At 68.0% G+C, this 16,974-nt stretch carries 22 protein-coding genes; 5 read left to right on the plus strand and 17 right to left on the minus strand.

All coding sequences use genetic code 11. The annotated features are described in order from the left end of the window. Positions 1–39 precede the first annotated feature (39 nt). From IQ292_RS12050 to IQ292_RS12110, 13 genes are all read right to left on the minus strand, one after another. Positions 40–1,584, minus strand: coding sequence for a M56 family metallopeptidase (locus tag IQ292_RS12050; protein ID WP_338057627.1), 1,545 nt, complete (start codon positions 1,582–1,584; stop codon positions 40–42). Continuing rightward, on the minus strand, positions 1,581–1,949 hold the full coding sequence (locus IQ292_RS12055) for a BlaI/MecI/CopY family transcriptional regulator (RefSeq protein ID WP_203310566.1): 369 nt from the start codon (positions 1,947–1,949) through the stop codon (positions 1,581–1,583). The genes IQ292_RS12050 and IQ292_RS12055 overlap by 4 nt, the downstream gene beginning before the upstream one ends. 265 nt (positions 1,950–2,214) lie before the next feature. Beyond that, on the minus strand, positions 2,215–3,471 hold the full coding sequence (locus tag IQ292_RS12060) for a glycosyltransferase (protein WP_203310567.1): 1,257 nt from the start codon (positions 3,469–3,471) through the stop codon (positions 2,215–2,217). A gap of 30 nt (positions 3,472–3,501) precedes the next feature. Continuing rightward, complete coding sequence (gene grxD / locus IQ292_RS12065; RefSeq protein ID WP_203310568.1) at positions 3,502–3,813, minus strand: Grx4 family monothiol glutaredoxin; 312 nt, start codon at positions 3,811–3,813, stop codon at positions 3,502–3,504. Between the two features lie 11 nt (positions 3,814–3,824). Then, the gene (locus IQ292_RS12070) at positions 3,825–4,055 is read right to left on the minus strand and encodes a BolA/IbaG family iron-sulfur metabolism protein (protein ID WP_115379230.1); all 231 of its coding nucleotides are present in this window, start codon (positions 4,053–4,055) and stop codon (positions 3,825–3,827) included. Positions 4,056–4,062: 7 nt separating this feature from the next. Next, positions 4,063–4,386 (minus strand): DUF1476 domain-containing protein, encoded by a 324-nt coding sequence (locus IQ292_RS12075; protein WP_203310569.1) that lies wholly within the window; start codon positions 4,384–4,386, stop codon positions 4,063–4,065. Between the two features lie 321 nt (positions 4,387–4,707). Next, positions 4,708–5,709 carry an NADPH:quinone oxidoreductase family protein gene (locus IQ292_RS12080; RefSeq protein WP_203310570.1) on the minus strand — a complete coding sequence of 334 codons (1,002 nt, stop codon included), beginning with the start codon at positions 5,707–5,709 and terminating at the stop codon, positions 4,708–4,710. Beyond that, a complete protein-coding gene (gene leuD, locus IQ292_RS12085) occupies positions 5,672–6,301 on the minus strand; it encodes a 3-isopropylmalate dehydratase small subunit (RefSeq protein WP_203310571.1) in 630 nt (209 codons plus the stop codon). The genes IQ292_RS12080 and leuD overlap by 38 nt, the downstream gene beginning before the upstream one ends. A gap of 116 nt (positions 6,302–6,417) precedes the next feature. Continuing rightward, complete coding sequence (leuC, locus tag IQ292_RS12090) at positions 6,418–7,857, minus strand: 3-isopropylmalate dehydratase large subunit (RefSeq protein WP_203310572.1); 1,440 nt, start codon at positions 7,855–7,857, stop codon at positions 6,418–6,420. Positions 7,858–7,909: 52 nt separating this feature from the next. After that, on the minus strand, positions 7,910–8,608 hold the full coding sequence (locus IQ292_RS12095; protein WP_203310573.1) for a glutathione S-transferase family protein: 699 nt from the start codon (positions 8,606–8,608) through the stop codon (positions 7,910–7,912). After that, positions 8,605–9,240: a CoA transferase subunit B gene (locus tag IQ292_RS12100; protein WP_203310574.1), complete on the minus strand. Its 636-nt coding sequence runs from the start codon at positions 9,238–9,240 to the stop codon at positions 8,605–8,607. Before IQ292_RS12100 ends, IQ292_RS12095 begins: the two co-directional genes overlap by 4 nt. Position 9,241: 1 nt before the next feature. Continuing rightward, complete coding sequence (locus IQ292_RS12105; RefSeq protein WP_203310575.1) at positions 9,242–10,219, minus strand: HAD family acid phosphatase; 978 nt, start codon at positions 10,217–10,219, stop codon at positions 9,242–9,244. Beyond that, positions 10,216–10,923: a CoA transferase subunit A gene (locus IQ292_RS12110; protein WP_203310576.1), complete on the minus strand. Its 708-nt coding sequence runs from the start codon at positions 10,921–10,923 to the stop codon at positions 10,216–10,218. Before IQ292_RS12110 ends, IQ292_RS12105 begins: the two co-directional genes overlap by 4 nt. A 232-nt stretch (positions 10,924–11,155) precedes the next feature. Here IQ292_RS12110 and IQ292_RS12115 point away from each other — a divergent pair, with 232 nt between their 5' ends. The 4 genes from IQ292_RS12115 (at position 11,156) to IQ292_RS12130 (ending at position 13,341) form a co-directional block, all read left to right on the plus strand. Continuing rightward, complete coding sequence (locus IQ292_RS12115; protein WP_203310577.1) at positions 11,156–11,815, plus strand: 50S ribosomal protein L25/general stress protein Ctc; 660 nt, start codon at positions 11,156–11,158, stop codon at positions 11,813–11,815. 82 nt (positions 11,816–11,897) lie between these two features. Then, positions 11,898–12,467, plus strand: coding sequence for an aminoacyl-tRNA hydrolase (pth, locus tag IQ292_RS12120; protein ID WP_203310578.1), 570 nt, complete (start codon positions 11,898–11,900; stop codon positions 12,465–12,467). Then, entirely contained in the window at positions 12,464–13,063 is a 600-nt protein-coding gene (locus IQ292_RS12125; protein WP_203310579.1) for a TIGR02466 family protein, read from the plus strand. Before pth ends, IQ292_RS12125 begins: the two co-directional genes overlap by 4 nt. Before the next feature lie 110 nt (positions 13,064–13,173). Further along, entirely contained in the window at positions 13,174–13,341 is a 168-nt protein-coding gene (locus IQ292_RS12130; RefSeq protein WP_203310580.1) for a hypothetical protein, read from the plus strand. A 64-nt stretch (positions 13,342–13,405) separates the two neighbouring features. On the opposite strand, the gene IQ292_RS12135 is transcribed toward IQ292_RS12130, so the two are convergent. From IQ292_RS12135 to IQ292_RS12150, 4 genes are all read right to left on the minus strand, one after another. After that, complete coding sequence (locus IQ292_RS12135) at positions 13,406–13,741, minus strand: HNH endonuclease (protein ID WP_203310581.1); 336 nt, start codon at positions 13,739–13,741, stop codon at positions 13,406–13,408. Positions 13,742–13,870: 129 nt separating this feature from the next. Continuing rightward, positions 13,871–14,512 (minus strand): outer membrane protein, encoded by a 642-nt coding sequence (locus IQ292_RS12140; protein WP_203310582.1) that lies wholly within the window; start codon positions 14,510–14,512, stop codon positions 13,871–13,873. Positions 14,513–14,741: 229 nt separating this feature from the next. Continuing rightward, positions 14,742–15,083, minus strand: coding sequence for a DNA primase (locus IQ292_RS12145; protein WP_203310583.1), 342 nt, complete (start codon positions 15,081–15,083; stop codon positions 14,742–14,744). A gap of 68 nt (positions 15,084–15,151) precedes the next feature. Further along, on the minus strand, positions 15,152–16,402 hold the full coding sequence (locus tag IQ292_RS12150; protein ID WP_338057628.1) for a multidrug effflux MFS transporter: 1,251 nt from the start codon (positions 16,400–16,402) through the stop codon (positions 15,152–15,154). Positions 16,403–16,482: 80 nt separating this feature from the next. Between IQ292_RS12150 and IQ292_RS12155 the strand changes: the two genes are divergently transcribed. Beyond that, on the plus strand, positions 16,483–16,965 hold the full coding sequence (locus IQ292_RS12155; RefSeq protein ID WP_203310584.1) for a hypothetical protein: 483 nt from the start codon (positions 16,483–16,485) through the stop codon (positions 16,963–16,965). Positions 16,966–16,974: the final 9 nt, after the last annotated feature.

A 16,974-nucleotide genomic window follows, 5' to 3' on the forward strand; every position in this document is an offset into this window, starting at 1 on the left:
ACGGGAAGCCGATCGGCATGGCTAAGCCTTGGCGAACGCTCAATCGTCCTTGTCGGGCGACGCCATTTCCTGGCGCAGTTCGGCGATGGCGGAGTCCATTTCGGCCAGGGCCTCTGCGCGATCGCTCTCGGGCATGTCGCGATTGTCGCGGATCGTCGCGCGCGACGCCTCGACGCTCGCGAGCGCGCTGCTCAGCGCCGACCGCCGAATTTCACCGGAGCGCGCGGCCGTTTCGGCACCGGACCGCGACGCCGCCTGGATGCGGTTGGCGCAGACGATCATGACGCGCTTGCCCGCCTTCTGCGTGTTGATGACGAACTGGCGCGGACCGCCGTCGGCGCCGTCGACGCAGGTACGCTGCGTGACCTGCGGCGCATTGGCCATCGCACGGGCGACCATCGCGTCGATCTGCGCCTGGCTGAAGCCCGATCCGCCGACGCCGTCACCGACCACATGGACCTGTCCGTCGCGCGCCACGCGCTGGACGATGACATGGCGGGGCGCGGCGGGCGGCGTCGGCGCGGCGGGCGCTTCCGGCGGGACAGCGGCCGCAGGAGGCGCGGGCGGCGCCGGCGGCGCGGGCGGCGCCGGCGGGACAGCCTGCAGATCGACGCCCACGGCCGCGCCGACCTTGCCGGTGATTGCGGCGGCGGCGCTGGTCCCCGACGCGGTCAGGCCCAGGCCGACGAGCGCGACGATGGAGACGATCGTACCGCCCGCGGCGATGCGGCGGCGAGAGCGTGGCGAGGTGGACAGCATCCGGATTCTCCCTTTCAGATCGTCGATGGTGTGAAGATGACAGGCGGCCGATACGGCACCGCCGTGTGCGGCCTTGACGATGGCGCAGGCATAGGTGTGGCGATCGATCGCGGACCGGCCGGCGAGGACGCGTGCGTCGTTGGCGAGCTCCTGATCGGCGCGAAAGGCGCGAAAGGCCCGCCATGCCACCGGATTGAACCAGTGCAGCGCGAGCACGGCCAGCGCGATCCAGTTGGCGGCGAGGTCGCCGCGCTGGTGGTGGCCGATCTCGTGCTCCAGCGCGAGCGCACGCTCGTCGCTGTCGTAGCGATCCGCAAAATCGAGCGGAAAGGCGACGTAGCGGCGCACGATCCCGAAGGCGAGCGGACCAGGCGCAGCCGCGCTGGCAATGACGCGGACGCCGCGCATATGCTCCACCGCCGCCGCGGTGGCGACCATGCGGCGACAGAAGCGCGCGTGGCGCGTCAGATGCCAGACGAGGAAGGCCCCTGCCCCGACCGCCCAGATCAAGCCTAGGATCAGACCCAGCGACGGCCAGTCGACTCCCCGCGCCGCGGCGACCGGTGCGGCGGCGGCATCGGGGTCGACGATCAGCACGCTGATCGTTTCGCCGGCATGGCTGATGGGGGTCGTCACCGCGCGGTGGAAGGCGGTCGGCAACGGCGGCAGGACCAGTCGCAGCACGGGCAGCGCCCAGAGTGCATAAGCGACCTGCGGCCCGAAGGTGCGTCGCACCTGCCGGCGCAGCGCGAAAACCAACAGCATCAGCAGGGTCGAGGCGATCAAGGCCTCCACCGCCCAGGCGGCGATCGCCGGCGCGGTCACTGCTTCAGGTCCTTCAGCAGCGCCTCGATCTCGGCGATATCCTGCGCGGTGAGCTCGTCGCGCTCGGCAAGATGCGCCACCAGCGGCGTCAGCCTGCCGCCGAACAGCCGGTTGATCAGCCGCCGCGACTCGCCCGACACATAGTCGTCGCGCGCCACCAGTGGCCGGTACAGGTAACGCCGGCCGTCCGCCTCGTGCGAGATGGCGTTCTTGGCCAACAGCCGGCCGAGCAGCGTCTTGACGGTGTTGGCGCTCCAGCCACGGCCCGGATCAACGCGTTCGGCGACGTCCTGCGCCGTCAGCGGGGCATCGTCCCAAAGGACCTCCATCACCGCATGCTCCGCATCGCTGATCCGATCCGCCACAATCACGCTCCCTCATCTGACTACAGCTGTGGTCGCACTGTTTACGGCCGTAGTCAATAGCGATTGGTTCGGCGTCGATCGGTGTCGGAATTTCTTACAAGTCCGGATCAGGCAAACGGCGTGTTAAGCACTGCAGCCCGCCATTTGCGCGCCTTTGCGCAAACGGCACGGCGTCTGCATGGGAAAGTGCAGCCGAGCGTCAAACGCTTCAGCAGGGTGGGAGGCCGTCGACCGGTTTCGATGGCCCCCACCCGCACCCGGCGCTTCACGCCCTCGCGAACACCGGCGCCGCAGCCGGCCGACCGACCCGCATCGAGGCGCGGGCGAGCGCCTGGGGGTAGATCGACCCGAACAGGCGCGCAAAGGTCTGGTTCCAGCTGAAATGCCGTTCGACATGCGCGCGCGCGGCCCGCCCGATCGCGCCATGGTCGCCGTTCCACAGCGCCCGGACGTTGGCGGCCATCGCCGCGACATCGTCGACCGGCCCCAGCAGGCCGAGGCCGGGCGGCACCCGCGCAGGCATCGCGCCGCTCGCCACGCCGACGACGGGAAGGCCGGCCGCCTGCGCCTCGATCACCGAAATCCCGAACGTCTCGTCCGCCATCGCCGACACGTACAGGTCGGCCGAGGCCAGCGCACCTGCCAGGGCGACGCGATCCGTCTCGAACCCGGGGAAGGCGATCGGCAGGTCGGCCGCGTCCCGCATCAGCTGGGGCCGCAGCTTGCCGTCGCCGATCATCACCAACGCGGCGCCAAAGTCCCGTGGCAGGTGACGCATCATCGCAACGAGGCGGTCCGCGCGCTTTTCGTTGTCGATCCGGCCCGCATAGACGAGCAACGGCCCGTTACCAGCGAGGCCGAGGCGCCGGCGATAGTCCGGATCCCGCGCCCGGGGATGGAACAGGTCGGTATCGACCCCGAGCGGCAGCACGGCGGTGCGGCCGATCCCGCGACGGCGGAGCGTCTCGCGCGCCTCCTCGCCGAGCGTGTAGACGGCGTCGAATTCCCGATAGGTGATCTCGGTGTAGCCGAGGCTGAGCCAGTAGAAGAGCTTGCCCGCCGGGCCGAACAGCTTACGCGCGACGCGGTCGACGTGCGCATTGGGAAAATCCGTCCGATAGCCGGCGACCAGAGCCGTATCGGGATAGGCGCGTCGATGCTGGATCGCCGTCCAGGGCAATACCCAGGGGCACAAGGATTCGATGACGTCCGGCCGATATTCGGCGAGCAGGTCGCGGACCGCACGCGTCCTCAGGATGAACCGGTAATTGGGGCTGCCGCGCACCGGATCGGCGGCAATCTCCGCGAAGACATGGCGACCGTTCACGGTCACGCGATCCTCGGCACCCGGCACGATCTGCAGGAGATGGTGGGGCGTGCGCGTGAGGACATAGTCCCGCTTTTCGCGCAGATAGGTGCTGATGCCGCCACCGCCCTTGGGCGAGTAGCTCTGTGTCAGGTCACAGACCAGGAGCGGCCGCGCACCCGGTGCGCGGCGCAATCCTTCGTCCTGAAAGAGCATGATGCAATCTCCCGTTGGCCGGGAGACGCGTCACGCCTTCAACAGTTCCGCCAGCTCGCCGCTCTCGTACATCTCCATCATGATGTCCGAGCCGCCGACGAATTCGCCGTGTACGTAGAGCTGGGGGATGGTCGGCCAGTCGGAATAGCTCTTGATGCCCTGCCGGATCGCCTGGTCCTGCAGCACGTCGACGCTCTCGTACGTGGCGCCCAGATGATCCAGGATCGCCACCGCACGGCTCGAAAAGCCGCATTGCGGGAACAGGGGCGTTCCCTTCATGAACAGGACGACCGGGTTGGCCTTCACCACCGCGTCGATGCGGGCATTCGTATCTTCGGTCATATCTCTCGTCCTCAAGCCGCCGCGGTCTTCAGCTGCAGCGCATGGAGTTCGCCGCCCATGCGATGCCCGAGCGCCGCATAGACAGCCTGATGCTGGCGGCGCAGCGGCAGGCCGGCAAAGCTCGCCGATACCACCCGCGCCGCATAATGGTCGCCATCCCCGGCAAGATCGGTGATCTCCACCTCCGCATCGGGGATCGCCGCCTTGATGAGTGCGGCAATGTCGTCGGCCGCCATGGGCATGATCGTCTTACTCCGGTTGCATCAACTGGCGCCGCGCCTCGACCGTCCGGTCGTCGAGCGCGCGACGGACCGCCGCCTCGTCGACATCGACGCCGGCGGCGGTGAGATCGCCGAGCAGCTTGCGGATCACGTCCTCGTCGCCCGCTTCCTCGAAATCCGCCTGGACCACCGCCTTGGCATAGGCATCGGTCTCGGCGGGGGTCAGCTCCATTTGCGCTGCCGCCCACTGGCCGAGCAGCCGGTTGCGGCGCGCCGTGATGCGAAAGGCCATTTCCTGCTCGCGCGCGAAACCAGCCTCTGCGGCGCGCTCCCGATCATCGAACATGGACATGGCGACCCCCTGTGGCGTGTGAAGCGTCACATAGGAGCGCGGGAGCCGCCACGCAACGGATCGAGTTTTCCGATCACCGTGAACAATTATTACGCAGAAACGAAGGCGGAACCATATAGCATTTCACGCGATCATCGTAATAGACGTGTAGAAAAGCACGCGAGGAGAGAAGACATGGAACGCATAGCCCTGCCACGCGGCCAGGGACGATCCGTGGCAAATCGGATGCCTCCCATGGCCGGCATAGCGATCGGCGCTGGCCTATCCCTCATCCTGTGGGCGGTGATCGCCATTTTGGTCCTGCTGGTCGCCTGATCGCGGTCAGGACTCTATTTCGACGACCAACTTTCCGATGGCGCCGCGCGCGGCCATCGTCGCGATGGCCTCGCCGCCCCGCTCGAACGAAAACCGCTGCGTCACCCGCGGGGCGATCCTGCCGTCTTCCCAGAGACGGAACAGGGTCTCGACGTGGCGCTGGTTGGCATCGGAATCCCGAGCCGCGAACGCCCCCCAGAACACCCCGCACACGTCGCAGCTTTTCAGCAGCGTCAGGTTGAGCGGCAGCTTCGGAATACCGGCCGGGAATCCGACGACGAGATACCGTCCCTCCCAGGCGATCGAGCGCAGCGCAGGTTCGGCATAGTCGCCACCGACCGGATCGTAGATGACGTCGAAGCCACCCCGGCCACCCGCGGCCTTGAATTGTTCGGCCAGAGCCCTGGACTGATCCTTGTCGAAGGGCGCGCGGGCATAGACGATCGTCGCGTCCGCGCCAGCGGCGGTGGCGGCCGCCGCCTTCTCCTCGGACGACACCGCCGCGACGACGCGGGCGCCATAGGCCTTGCCCAGCTCGATCGCCGCCAACCCGACTCCGCCGGCCGCACCGAGCACCAGCAGCGATTGCCCGGCCGACAGGCGGCCGCGATCGAGCAACGCGTGGATCGTCGTCGCATAGGTCAGGATCAGCGCGGCGCCCTCCGCGAAGCTACGCGCGTCGGGCAGACGATACAGGCGATGCGCGTCGACCGCGATCCGGGTCGCAAGCCCGCCATGGCCGATCACGCCCATGACGCGATCGCCGACCTGCCAGCCCTCGACACCTTCGCCGATGCTCTCGATCGTACCGGCGATCTCTCCCCCCGGAGCAAAGGGCCGCTCGGGGCGGAACTGGTATTTGTCCTCGATGATCAGGACGTCGGGATAGTTGATCGCACAGGCCCTGACGGCGACGACGACCTGCCCCTTGCCGGCTGCGGGATCGGGCAGGTCGGCAAGTTCCAGAGTTTCAGGTCCGCCCGGCGCCCTCGACAGCAATGCTCGCATATCCGCTCCTGTTCTCGATCCAGGGGCGATGATCGCGCACCGCCGCTTCGAAATTCGAAATCGCGGTATCTTCTGCCAGCGTCATGCCGATCTCGTCCAGCCCCTCCATGAGGCATCGGCGACGAAAGGGGTCCAGTTCGAAGGCGAAGCGATCCTGGAAGGGCGTGGTGACCGTCATCGTCTCCAGGTCGACGACGATCGGCTGCGCCTCCGCCACCGCGAGCAGGCGATCGACGGCGTCCTGCGGCAGGACGACGGGCACGATGCCGTTCTTGAACGCATTGCCAGAGAAGATATCGGAGAAGCTGGGCGCGATGACCGCCCTTATCCCCATATCGGCAAGCGCCCAGGCCGCATGCTCGCGACTGGAGCCGCACCCGAAATTGTCACCCGCGATCAGGATGGGCGATCCGGCATAGCGCGGATCGTCGAAGACGTTGCCCGGTTGCGCCCGCACCGTCTCGAACGCCCCGCGGCCGAGCCCGGCACGCGTGATCGTCTTCAGCCAATGCGCCGGGATGATGACGTCGGTGTCGATATTCTTGGCACCCCAGGGATAGGCGGTGCCGCTCACGCGGGTGACGGGTTGCAAGGCCTTGTCCGATCAGCGTTGCGTCTTGACGGGGACGACGGGGGTTCGGGCGCCGGCATAATAGGCGGCCGCGCCGCTGAACACCGCGCCGAGTACCAGCATTACCAGAACCTTCTTCACTGTCTGTCTCCCATCAGATCGCGGACGTCGGCCAGTCGACCGGTGACGGCCGCGGCGGCCGCCATCGCTGGCGACAACAGATGGGTACGAGCGCCAGGTCCCTGACGTCCAACGAAATTCCTGTTGGACGTGGAAGCGCAGCGTTCCCCCGCCGGCACCTTGTCCGGATTCATCGCCAGGCACATCGAACACCCCGGCTCGCGCCAGTCGAAACCGGCGGCGGCGAAGATCCGGTCCAGCCCCTCCGCCTCCGCCTGGCGTTTTACCAATCCGGAACCGGGGACGACCATCGCGTGCACGCCGTCCGCGACGCGGCGGCCATTGGCGACCGCCGCAGCCGCGCGCAGATCCTCGATGCGGCTGTTGGTGCAACTGCCGATGAAGACGTGCTGGATCGGAACGTCCTGCATCGCCGTGCCAGGTGCCAGGCCCATATACGTAAGGCTCGCACGCGCCGCCGCCCGCTTCGCCGGATCCGCGAAGCTGTCCGGCTCGGGCACCGTACCGGTGATCGGCACGACATCCTCGGGACTGGTGCCCCAGGTGAGGGCGGGCGCGATCTCGGACGCGTCCAGCCGCACCGACTTGTCGTAGCGCGCGCCCGGATCGGTCGCGAGCGTCCGCCACCACGCCACGGCGCGGTCCCACGCCTCGCCCGCGGGGGCCATCGGCCGCCCCTTGAGATAGGCGAAGGTCGTGTCGTCCGGCGCCACCAGGCCCGCGCGCGCGCCACCCTCGATCGACATGTTGGCGAGCGTCATCCGTCCCTCGACCGACATCGCGCGCACGACCTCGCCGGTATATTCGAAGACGTGGCCGGTCCCGCCAGCCGCGCCGACGCGGCCCATGATCGCGAGGATCACGTCCTTCGGGCTGACGCCAAAGCCCAATGTGCCGTCGACCCGCACCTCCATCGTCCGCGACGGACTGAGCAGGAGCGTCTGCGTCGCGAGCACATGCTCGACCTCGCTGGTGCCGATGCCGAAGGCGAGCGCGCCCAGGGCTCCGTGCGTCGACGTATGGCTGTCGCCGCAGACCAGCGTCGTGCCGGGCAGCGTGAAGCCGAGTTCCGGCCCGACGACATGGACGATCCCCTGCTCCGCCGCCGTGGCATCGATATAGTCGATGCCGAATTCGGCCGTGTTGCGCCGGAGGGCGTCGAGCTGTTGCGCACTTTCCGGATCGGCGATCGGGATCGGTCGCCCCTGCGCGTCCAGTCGCGGCGTCGTCGGCAGGTTGTGGTCGGGCACGGCCAGCGTCAGCTCGGGTCGCCGCACGCGGCGGCCGTTCGCGCGCAGGCCCTCGAATGCCTGGGGACTGGTCACTTCGTGTACCAGATGCCGATCGATATAGATCAGGCACGTGCCGTCGTCGCGCCGCTCCACGACGTGGGCGGCCCAAATCTTCTCGTACAGGGTTTGCGGTCTGAAAGCCATGATGCCGGCGCGTTAACCCAAAAGATGCGCGAACGAAACCCTGGACGACAGATTATTGCGACACGGGCGGCGTGCGGTGATCCTCGACGACCCGCCCGCAGGCGGAGAGTTCCTCCTCATGGCCCGGCTCGCGCCACGGCTCCGCCAGTGCTTCCGCCTCCCAGCGACGGACCGCGGGATGGGCGAGCAACGTGTCGACCCACCGCGAGCCGGCAGGGCCGACGTCGATGCCATAGGTCCGCACCCGAAAGGCAACGGGCGCATAGAACGCATCGACCGCCGAGAAGCGCTCCCCGGCGAGCCAGGGGCCCGCGAAACGGTCCAATCCCTCCGCCCAGAGTTCCGACAGGCGCGCCACGTCGCGCGACAGCGACGGGGAGGACGGTGCGGCGGCGACACGGACGCCGACGTTCATCGTCCGCTCGCGGCGCAGCGCCGAAAAGCCGCCGTGCATCTCCGCCACCGCGCACATCGCCCAGGCGCGCGCCGCTGCGTCCTCCGGCCAGATGCGGTCGTGCCGGTCGGCCAGGTAGAGCGTGATGCCGAGCGAATCCCAGATTACACGGTCGCCATCCAGCAGGACCGGCACCTGCCCGGTGGGCGAAAAGGCGCGAAACGCATCGTAATTGTCGCGCTCGGCGAACGGCTCGATCCGGTCTTCGAACGGAATCCCCAAGGCGGTCATCAGCACCCAGGGGCGCAGCGACCAGCTGGAGTAATTCCGGTTCGCCGTGACGAGCGTATAGCTCATGCTTCGTAGGCCGCGGTCGTCTTCGCCGCCACCTCGTCGGCGGTGACGCCTGGGGCGAGCTCGACCAGCCTGAAGCGGGACTGGTGATCCGGACGCTGGAACACCGCGAGATCGGTGACAATCATGTCGACGACGTTCCTGCCGGTCAGCGGCAGCGTGCAGGACGGGATGAACTTGGGGCTGCCGTCCTTGGCGTTGTGATCCATCACGACGATGATCTTCTTGACCCCGGCGACCAGGTCCATCGCGCCGCCCATGCCCTTGATCATCTTGCCCGGGATCATCCAGTTGGCGATGTCGCCGCCCTCGGACACCTCCATGGCGCCGAGAACGGTCAGGTCGATATGCCCGCCGCGGATCATCGCGAAGCTCTGCTCGCTGCCGAAATAAGCGCTCTGCGGCAGCTCGCTGATCGTCTGCTTGCCCGCGTTGATCAGGTCGGGATCGACCTCGTCGTCATAGGGAAACGGCCCGATGCCGAGCATGCCGTTCTCGCTCTGCAGCGTCACCGTCATGCCGGCGGGGATGTTGTTGGCGACCAGGGTCGGGATGCCGATGCCGAGGTTGACGTAATAGCCGTCGCGCAGTTCCTGTGCCGCGCGCGCCGCCATCTGGTTCCGATCCCAGCTCATCTCATTTCGCTCCTTGGCCGGGATCGACCCAGCGCTTGTCGACGGGAAATACCTCATCATACCCGCCCTTCAGCCCGCTGCCGTAGACGGGATTGGGCAGCACGAACCAGCCGTTGCCCCACATGTCGCCGACCGCGCCCGTGTCGGCGGCATGGCGGCGATCCGCGGACGAAGCGAACGCCCCGAACAGGTCGCTGAAATCGCCGAGCTGATCGCCCGCCATGGCAACGACGCAATAGCGGGCCGCGATCGCTTGCCGGCGCGCGTCCTTGCCGCTGGGGCCATCCCGCAGGAAAAGGTCGGTGCCGACCGTGAAGTCGCCCAGCCCCGCCGCCTTCAGCGTCGCGATGGTGCCCGCTGCCGTCGCGCTCGCGCGATTGGTGTTGACGATCACCGCGATGCCGGCCGCGCGCAACGCGGCGAAGGCCTCGACCGCGCCGGGCACGGGTGCGACCGCGCGGGCGCCGCCGCGCTCCCAGCGCGTCCATTGCGCCGCGTCGAAGGGCGCGTCCGGGCTGTTCGACGCCAGCGCCTCGACACCGACGTTGAGCAGCACCGTCTCGTCTGCGTCGAACACCGCCGCGCGCGGCTTGCCGGCGCAGGGTTCCCACTGCGGGGCGGCCAGCGTCGCGCCCGGCTTCAGGATCACGCTGTCGCCCGCCGCACGGCGATAGCTGGCATAGGCCACGAGCGCGTGGAACGCCTGACGGCTGAGCGCAACCGCCTCGCCCGAGCCGTAGAGGTACTGGAATTGTGGCGGTACGCGCGCGCCCGATGCCGCGATCGGCGCGGCGGCCCGCTGCCCGTCGGGCGGCGGCAGCGCCTTCAGCGCGGTGATCTGCACCGCCTGTCCGTCCGCCGCCCAGGCCTGCCCGGGGCCCTGTCCGGGCGCGGGCAGGCGCGCGACGCGCTGTCCACGCCCGCCGCAGCCGCCGAGCAGCGACGTCGCCAGCAGCGCCAGCGCCAGCGCGCGCCTCATGCCGTCTCGCGCTGGCGGACGGTGCGGAACTCGATCTTCTTGTCGTAGGGCGCGCCGACGATCATCCGCTTCACGTAGATGCCGGGCAGATGGATGTGATCCGGATCCAGGCTGCCCACCGGCACGACCTCCTCCACCTCCGCGACGCAGACGCGCCCCGCCGTCGCCATCGGCTGGTTGAAGTTGCGCGCGGTCTTGCGGAAGATGAGGTTGCCGCTCTCGTCCGCCTTCCAGCCCTTGATGATGCTGAGGTCGGCGCGGATGCCGCGTTCGAGGATATACTCCTCGCCGTCGAAGGTCTTCACCTCCTTGCCCTCCGCCACCAGCGTGCCGACCCCCGTCTTCGTGTAGAAGCCGGGTATGCCTGCACCGCCCGCGCGGCAGCGCTCGGCAAGCGTGCCCTGCGGGCAGAATTCGACCTCGAGCTCGCCCGACAGATACTGGCGCTCGAACTCCTTGTTCTCGCCCACGTAGCTGGAGATCATCTTGCGGACCTGGCGGCTGCGCAGCAGCTTGCCGAGCCCCTCGCCGTCGATGCCGGCGTTGTTGCTGGCGATGGTCAGATCCTTGACGCCCGACGCCTGGATCGCATCGATCAGCCGCTCCGGAATGCCGCACAGACCGAACCCGCCCGCGCAGATCGTCATTCCGTCGTGGAGCAGCCCGTCGAGCGCGGCCGCGGCATCCGGATAGAGCTTCTTCATCGCCCTCGTCTCTCCTGTGATCGGCCCTGCGATTAGCGGGGCGGCGCCGGCCCGGTCAAGCAACCTGAATGGAGATTCAACTTGGCGGCGGGGACCGGTCCTGCAGGACCGCGACCACATCATTGCTTTTGCCGCCGCTTCCCGCTATGCGCGCCGGCTTCCGAGCCATGGTCATCCCTGGAGGCGTGGCGCCGGGAAGAACTGAACTTTTAGCACGTTTCGGAGAATTTGCATGAGCGAGACCATTACGCTCGCAGCCGAGACGCGCGACCGGGTTGGCAAGGGAGCCTCCCGGGCGCTGCGTCGTGACGGCCGCGTCCCCGCCGTGATCTACGGCCTGAACAAGGAACCGACCTCGATCCACCTCGAGGAGAAGGCGCTGACCAAGGCGCTGATGACCGGCCACTTCTTCACCTCCGTCATCATGATCAACGGCGAGCGTACGCTGCCGAAGGACGTAGCGTTCCATCCGGTCACCGACCGTCCGACGCACGCCGACTTCCTGCGCATCAGCGAGCATGCGACCGTCACGGTCGCCGTGCCCGTCGTGTTCACGGACGAGGACGAGAGCCGTGGCCTGAAGCAGGGCGGCGTGCTCAACATCACCCGTCACGAGGTCGAGCTGGTCGTCGACGCCGCCGACATCCCGACCGAGCTGACCATCTCGCTCAAGGGTCGCGAGATCGGCGATTCGATCCACATCAGCGACGTGCAGCTGCCCAAGGGCGCGACGCCGGCGATCGACGACCGCGATTTCGCGATCGCGACGATCGTGCCGCCGACCGTCCCGACCGCCGCTGACGAGGCGCTCGAGGCCGAAGTGGCCGAGGCCCAGTCGGCTGAGGCCGCCGAGGCTGCCGCCGAGGGCGACGAGGAGTCGGCCGAGGGCTGATCGCCCCGTCGACCTCGACTATGATTGCGGGGCAGGGTAGCGGCGACGCTCCCCTGCCCTTCGTCTTTTTGGAGCGTTCGCGATGCAGATCTGGGCCGGGCTCGGCAATCCGGGGCCGCAATATGCGCTGCACCGGCACAACGTCGGCTTCATGGCGCTCGATACGATCGCGGAGATGCACGGCTTCTCCCCGGTCAAGAAGCAGTTCCAGGGCTGGACGCAGGAAGGGCGGATCGGCAGCGACAAGATCGTGCTGCTCAAGCCGGCGACATTCATGAACGAGAGCGGTCGCGCGATCGGCGAGGCGCTGCGCTTCTACAAACTGGGGCCCGATGCATTGACCGTGTTCCACGACGAGCTCGACCTCGCACCGTTCAAGGTCAAGGTGAAGCGCGGCGGCGGGACCGCGGGCCATAACGGACTTCGCTCGACCGACCAGCATCTGGGACCGGATTTTCGCCGCGTGCGGCTGGGCATCGGCCACCCGGGGCACAAGGATCGCGTCACCGGCCATGTGCTGGGCAATTACGCCAAGGCGGAGATGGACGCGCTCGCCGACATGCTGGGCGCGGTCGGGGCGGAGGCGCCCTGGCTCGCCGCGGGCGACGACGTGCGCTTCATGAACGACGTGGCGCTGAGGATGGGACAATGACGATACGGTCTCTGTTCGCGACTCGCTTCTACGACGCCCCGCTCGGCGATGCCGACCTGCTCGCCGAACTCGAAGAGGCGGCACGCGACCTCGCGCGCGAAGATCGCGCCGGTATCGGCTGGTGCAAGGCGCACGGCTATCGCGGCTACACGTCCTATGCCTCGCTGAACGACCTACCGGCCCGCGATCCGCGCTTCGCCGACCTTGTCAGGCTGCTCAACCGGCACGTCGCGACCTTCGCCCAGGCCTGCGCGTTCGACCTCGGCCGCAAGCTCAAGCTCGACAGCCTGTGGGTGAACGTCCTGAAGCCGGGTGGCAGCCATTCCGGGCACATCCATCCGCACAGCGTCGTCTCCGGCACGCTCTACGTCGCGGTGCCACCGGGAGCCGGTGCGCTCAAGCTCGAGGACCCTCGGCTACCGATGATGATGGCGGCGCCGACGCGAACCGACGACGCGCCGGAGGATCTCAGGACGTTCGTCTATGCGGTGCCCGAGCCGGGCAGCGTGTTCCTGTGGGAAAGCTGGCTGCGGCACGAGGTGGTGCCCAACGGCGCCAAGGGCGAACGAATCAGCATCAGCTTCAACTATCGCTGATCCGCCGCGCCGCGCCCGCGATGGCGGGCGGCCTCGACCGCTTGCCCGAAACGCCGGTCCGGTCACGACCGCAAGGCGTCGTTCACCTGTCGGCGCTATGATCGGGGGCCATGGACAAGACGTGGAACAAGGTCGGCCTGGCCGCCGTGGTGTTGCTGGCCCCCGGCGGGTTCCTGCTCGGGGCGACGTTGCTCGCCAACCATTACCGCAAGAAGGTCGCGGCCAAGGACGATGCGGGCGGCGAACCCGCCTCGCGCCCCGACGAGACCGACCTCTGACCGGGCGACCGGATCGGCCCGGTGCGCCTGTCGGCGATGGCACGGGCGGCACTTCGCCCCCCGCTCAGCGTCCGCGCCGCGTGGGCGCATGGAAGTCGGGCGGCTTGTCGGCGATCCATCGGATGAAGCGCGCCATCCCGGGGTGATCGCGCAGCACGGCGGGTTCGGCAAAGTCCTTCGCGAGCGCCGCATTGGGGATCAGCGCATGGACGGTGCGGTGGCAGATCGGATGGACCGCCGCGGTGACGCGGCCGCCCTGTGACTTGGGCACGAGATGATGCCATTCGACCTTGCTGCCGAGCGGCCGTCCGCAGATCGGACAAGGATCGGCAGGCGCGTCGCGCCCCGCGCGCGCCGCAGCTTCGACCAGACCCGCCTTGCGTTTGACCCTACCGCGCATTGCGGCCGATATGGGGGCGCGGATCGATTTGGCGAGGCCCGCCCGCCCCCGCCCCTTGCAGCGACCCAAAACGACAAGGGCGGGCCCGGCTGTCGCCGGACCCGCCCCGCCTGTCGTCCCTGCGTGGGATCAGAAGTGCGCGATCACGCCCGCCATCGGGCGGAAGCTGTGCGCCTTGTCGAAGGTCGTCGCCTCGATGCGGAAGCGCAGACCCGAATTGCCGGTGATGCCGCCCAGACCGATGTCCTTCGGACCGATCTCCGCACCGACGCCATAGACGACGCCGTGATAGTCATACTTGGTGTCGCCCACCACGCCCGGCGCGAAATGGTCGAAGTTGTTCCAGCGATAGCCGACCTTGCCGTAGAACAGGCCGCTGTCGCCGGCGCGGAAGCCCGCGCGGCCATAGGCGCCATACTGCCAGTCGATGTTGCCCGAAACGCCCTTGGCGACACTGCCCTCGGCACCGACGAAGACCGGACCCAGCGGCACGTTGACGCCGACCACGCCCTCGACCAGCGCGCCGTCGAGCTTGTAGCCGCGCGGCTGCGCCGGAATGCCCGCGCCCTGACGCGAGAACTGCTCCCAGCCGCCCATCACGCCGAAATACGGCTCGATGCCGAACGCCCGCGTACCGTCCGGTGCGCGCGGCGCGTCGCTGGGGGCCGTGGCGCTGGTATCGGTCGTCGCGGTGGTCGACATGTCCTGCGCGAAGGCCGGGACAGCGAAGGACACGGCCGCAACGGCGGCCGCGAGGGCGAGCTTACGCATAATGAATTACCTTGTGTTGCCTCAACTCGGGCGGCCGCGACCAGGTCGCTGGCCAGCCCAGGCCCCACCAAACCGATCTACCGGGGCTTTGTTGCAGCGCACGCGTCAAAAACGGGCAATCACCTCGGACATGTGGTATTACGGCAACACTTCCTGTCGCTACCATGAACAAAATACCACACCGACTGGTAGGTCGATGTGGTATTTCTGTCTCGGACGGTGAAATGGGTCAGGGACGCAGCGCAGCATCGTCCCGGTCGTTCAGGTCTTCCTCGTCGACGGCATCGTCGTCGAAATCGTCCTGCGCATCGTCCTCTTCGACGTCTGCCTCGTCCCGGTCTGCGTCGCCGTCGGTCTCGCCAATTTCCTCCGCATCCATATCGATGTCGTCGAGCGGCTCGTCCTCGTCGTCCTCGTTACCCAGATCGGGATCGAGATCGGTCAGCACGACGCCATCGGTCGGCCCGTCCCGCGTCGCCTCGAGGATTTCGGCGCGCTGGCTCTCGTCATATCCTTCTTCGTCGTATCCGTCGTCGCCCGAGCCCATGCCCGGCACCTGATGTCCGCCCATCGCGCCCTCCAGAATCTATGGTGATGGAGCGAACGGCGGGACGCGGCCGGCGGTTCCCGATCCGGCGATCAGAGCGGGCGGTAGAGACGCCCCTTTTCGGTCACCGCGACGCAGACGATGGCGACGAGCCCGGCAAGCAGGAATCCCGCCGCAAGGGGAGCGGTCGTGCCGTCGAACGCCTGTCCGATCACCACGCCGAGCAACGCGCCCATCGTGACGGAGGTGAAGCCCTGGACGCTCGACGCGGTGCCGGCGATCCCCCCCATGTTCTCCATCGCCATCGCCGAGAAGTTCGACGTGGCAAGGCCGAAGCAGCCCATGGTGAACGCCTGCAACAGCACGAAGCTGATCAGGGTATCCCGCCCGCTCCACGCCAGGGCCAGGTGCACCGCGCTGAGCGCGATCAGCACGGTCAGCGCGCTGTGGCTGATCAGCCGCGTGCCCAGCTTGAGGACGAGGCGCGCGTTGGTCAGGTTGGCCACCGCCATCAGCATCGATGTCGCCGCGAACATCACCGCCAGCAGATGGGGGCGGTGGAACGTGTCGAACATGATCTGCTGGATCGAATTGAGATAGCCGTAAAGCGCACCCATCAGCGCCGTCGAGGCGAGCGTATAGCCGAGCGACCAGCGGTCGCCGAGCGTCTGCCGCCAGCCCGCGACGATCCGGAACGGCGACAGCGGCTGCACCGCATCCGGTCGCAGCGTCTCCGGCATGCGCGTGTAGAACCACGTGAACAGCACCATGGTGATGACCGCGATGGTCCAGAAGATACCGCGCCAATTGGCGAACAACAGCACCGTCTGGCCAAAGGTCGGCGCGAGCACGGGCACGATCATGAACACCATGAAGGCGATCGACATGACGCGCGCCATCGGGCGGCCATGGTAGCAGTCGCGCACCAGCGCGACGGTCGCGACGCGGGTGGCGGCGATCATCGCGCCGCCCGCCACACGCGCGCAGAGGAGCAGCACGAAGCTCGCGGATATCGCGCACAGGATGTTGGCGACGGCATAGCCGGCGAGCGCCCAGAGCAGCACCGCGCGTCGACCGAACCGGTCGGCGAGCGGCCCGTGGACGATCTGTGCGACGCCGAAGCCGAGCACGAACGCGGTGATGATGAACTGGCGTTGATTCTCGCCGACGACGTGCAGCGACGCCCCCATGGCGGGCAGTGCGGGCAGCATCGAATCGATACCGAGCGCGGCGAGCGACATCAGCGCCGCGATCAGCGCGACGAATTCGACGAAGCCGATCGGCGCGCCGGGCGGTTCCGCGAGGCTTGCGGCGGCGGTGGCTGGGGAGGATGACGTGGACACGCGAACCCCCTATAGTGGCGACGCCGGGTTCGGAACCCCTCGCCGATCCCAAGCCGCTGCAACGACATGGCGAGAGACAGATGACGAACCGGGCATGGATGGTATCGATGTCGCTCGCGGCGGCGATGCTGGTGACGGCCTGCGACCGATCGGGCGACGGTTCGTCGATCACGATCAACGCCGATGACGGCAATACCGTCGGTGCGATCGACGGTCGGTCGGGCGAGGTGAAGATCGCGCTGCCCGGCTTCAGCGGCCAGTTCAAGATGCCCAAGCTGGATATGGACGCGGGCAACTTTCAGCTTAACGGCGTCCACCTCTATCCCGGCTCGAAGATCGAGGCGGTGGACATGAACGATGGCGGCATGCGCATCCGCTTCAGCAGCCCCGCCCCCGCCGCGGCCGTCCGCGACTATTTCCGGGAACGGCTGGCGAAGGCGGGCTATGCGCTCAAGGCCGAGCCCGAGGGGCTTAGCGGCCGGACGAACGACAATACGTCATTCCGCCTGAACCTGGAGGGCGGTGCGGAAAGGACCAAGGGGACGATCCTGCTGGGCGGGTGAGCTCCCCCC

The organism is Sphingomonas beigongshangi (assembly GCF_016820445.1).
GTDB lineage: Bacteria > Pseudomonadota > Alphaproteobacteria > Sphingomonadales > Sphingomonadaceae > Sphingomonas > Sphingomonas beigongshangi.

Excerpts from the sequence above, each read along its gene's own strand:
- IQ292_RS12060 (WP_203310567.1), bottom strand. The coding sequence starts at position 3,471 with ATGCTCTTTCAGGACGAAGGATTGCGCCGCGCACCGGGTGCGCGGCCG.
- grxD (WP_203310568.1), bottom strand. The coding sequence starts at position 3,813 with ATGACCGAAGATACGAATGCCCGCATCGACGCGGTGGTGAAGGCCAAC.
- IQ292_RS12070 (WP_115379230.1), bottom strand. The coding sequence starts at position 4,055 with ATGCCCATGGCGGCCGACGACATTGCCGCACTCATCAAGGCGGCGATC.
- IQ292_RS12075 (WP_203310569.1), bottom strand. The coding sequence starts at position 4,386 with ATGTCCATGTTCGATGATCGGGAGCGCGCCGCAGAGGCTGGTTTCGCG.
- IQ292_RS12080 (WP_203310570.1), bottom strand. The coding sequence starts at position 5,709 with ATGCGAGCATTGCTGTCGAGGGCGCCGGGCGGACCTGAAACTCTGGAA.
- leuC (WP_203310572.1), bottom strand. The coding sequence starts at position 7,857 with ATGGCTTTCAGACCGCAAACCCTGTACGAGAAGATTTGGGCCGCCCAC.
- IQ292_RS12095 (WP_203310573.1), bottom strand. The coding sequence starts at position 8,608 with ATGAGCTATACGCTCGTCACGGCGAACCGGAATTACTCCAGCTGGTCG.
- IQ292_RS12100 (WP_203310574.1), bottom strand. The coding sequence starts at position 9,240 with ATGAGCTGGGATCGGAACCAGATGGCGGCGCGCGCGGCACAGGAACTG.
- IQ292_RS12105 (WP_203310575.1), bottom strand. The coding sequence starts at position 10,219 with ATGAGGCGCGCGCTGGCGCTGGCGCTGCTGGCGACGTCGCTGCTCGGC.
- IQ292_RS12110 (WP_203310576.1), bottom strand. The coding sequence starts at position 10,923 with ATGAAGAAGCTCTATCCGGATGCCGCGGCCGCGCTCGACGGGCTGCTC.
- IQ292_RS12115 (WP_203310577.1), top strand. The coding sequence starts at position 11,156 with ATGAGCGAGACCATTACGCTCGCAGCCGAGACGCGCGACCGGGTTGGC.
- pth (WP_203310578.1), top strand. The coding sequence starts at position 11,898 with ATGCAGATCTGGGCCGGGCTCGGCAATCCGGGGCCGCAATATGCGCTG.
- IQ292_RS12125 (WP_203310579.1), top strand. The coding sequence starts at position 12,464 with ATGACGATACGGTCTCTGTTCGCGACTCGCTTCTACGACGCCCCGCTC.
- IQ292_RS12130 (WP_203310580.1), top strand. The coding sequence starts at position 13,174 with ATGGACAAGACGTGGAACAAGGTCGGCCTGGCCGCCGTGGTGTTGCTG.
- IQ292_RS12135 (WP_203310581.1), bottom strand. The coding sequence starts at position 13,741 with ATGCGCGGTAGGGTCAAACGCAAGGCGGGTCTGGTCGAAGCTGCGGCG.
- IQ292_RS12140 (WP_203310582.1), bottom strand. The coding sequence starts at position 14,512 with ATGCGTAAGCTCGCCCTCGCGGCCGCCGTTGCGGCCGTGTCCTTCGCT.
- IQ292_RS12145 (WP_203310583.1), bottom strand. The coding sequence starts at position 15,083 with ATGGGCGGACATCAGGTGCCGGGCATGGGCTCGGGCGACGACGGATAC.
- IQ292_RS12155 (WP_203310584.1), top strand. The coding sequence starts at position 16,483 with ATGACGAACCGGGCATGGATGGTATCGATGTCGCTCGCGGCGGCGATG.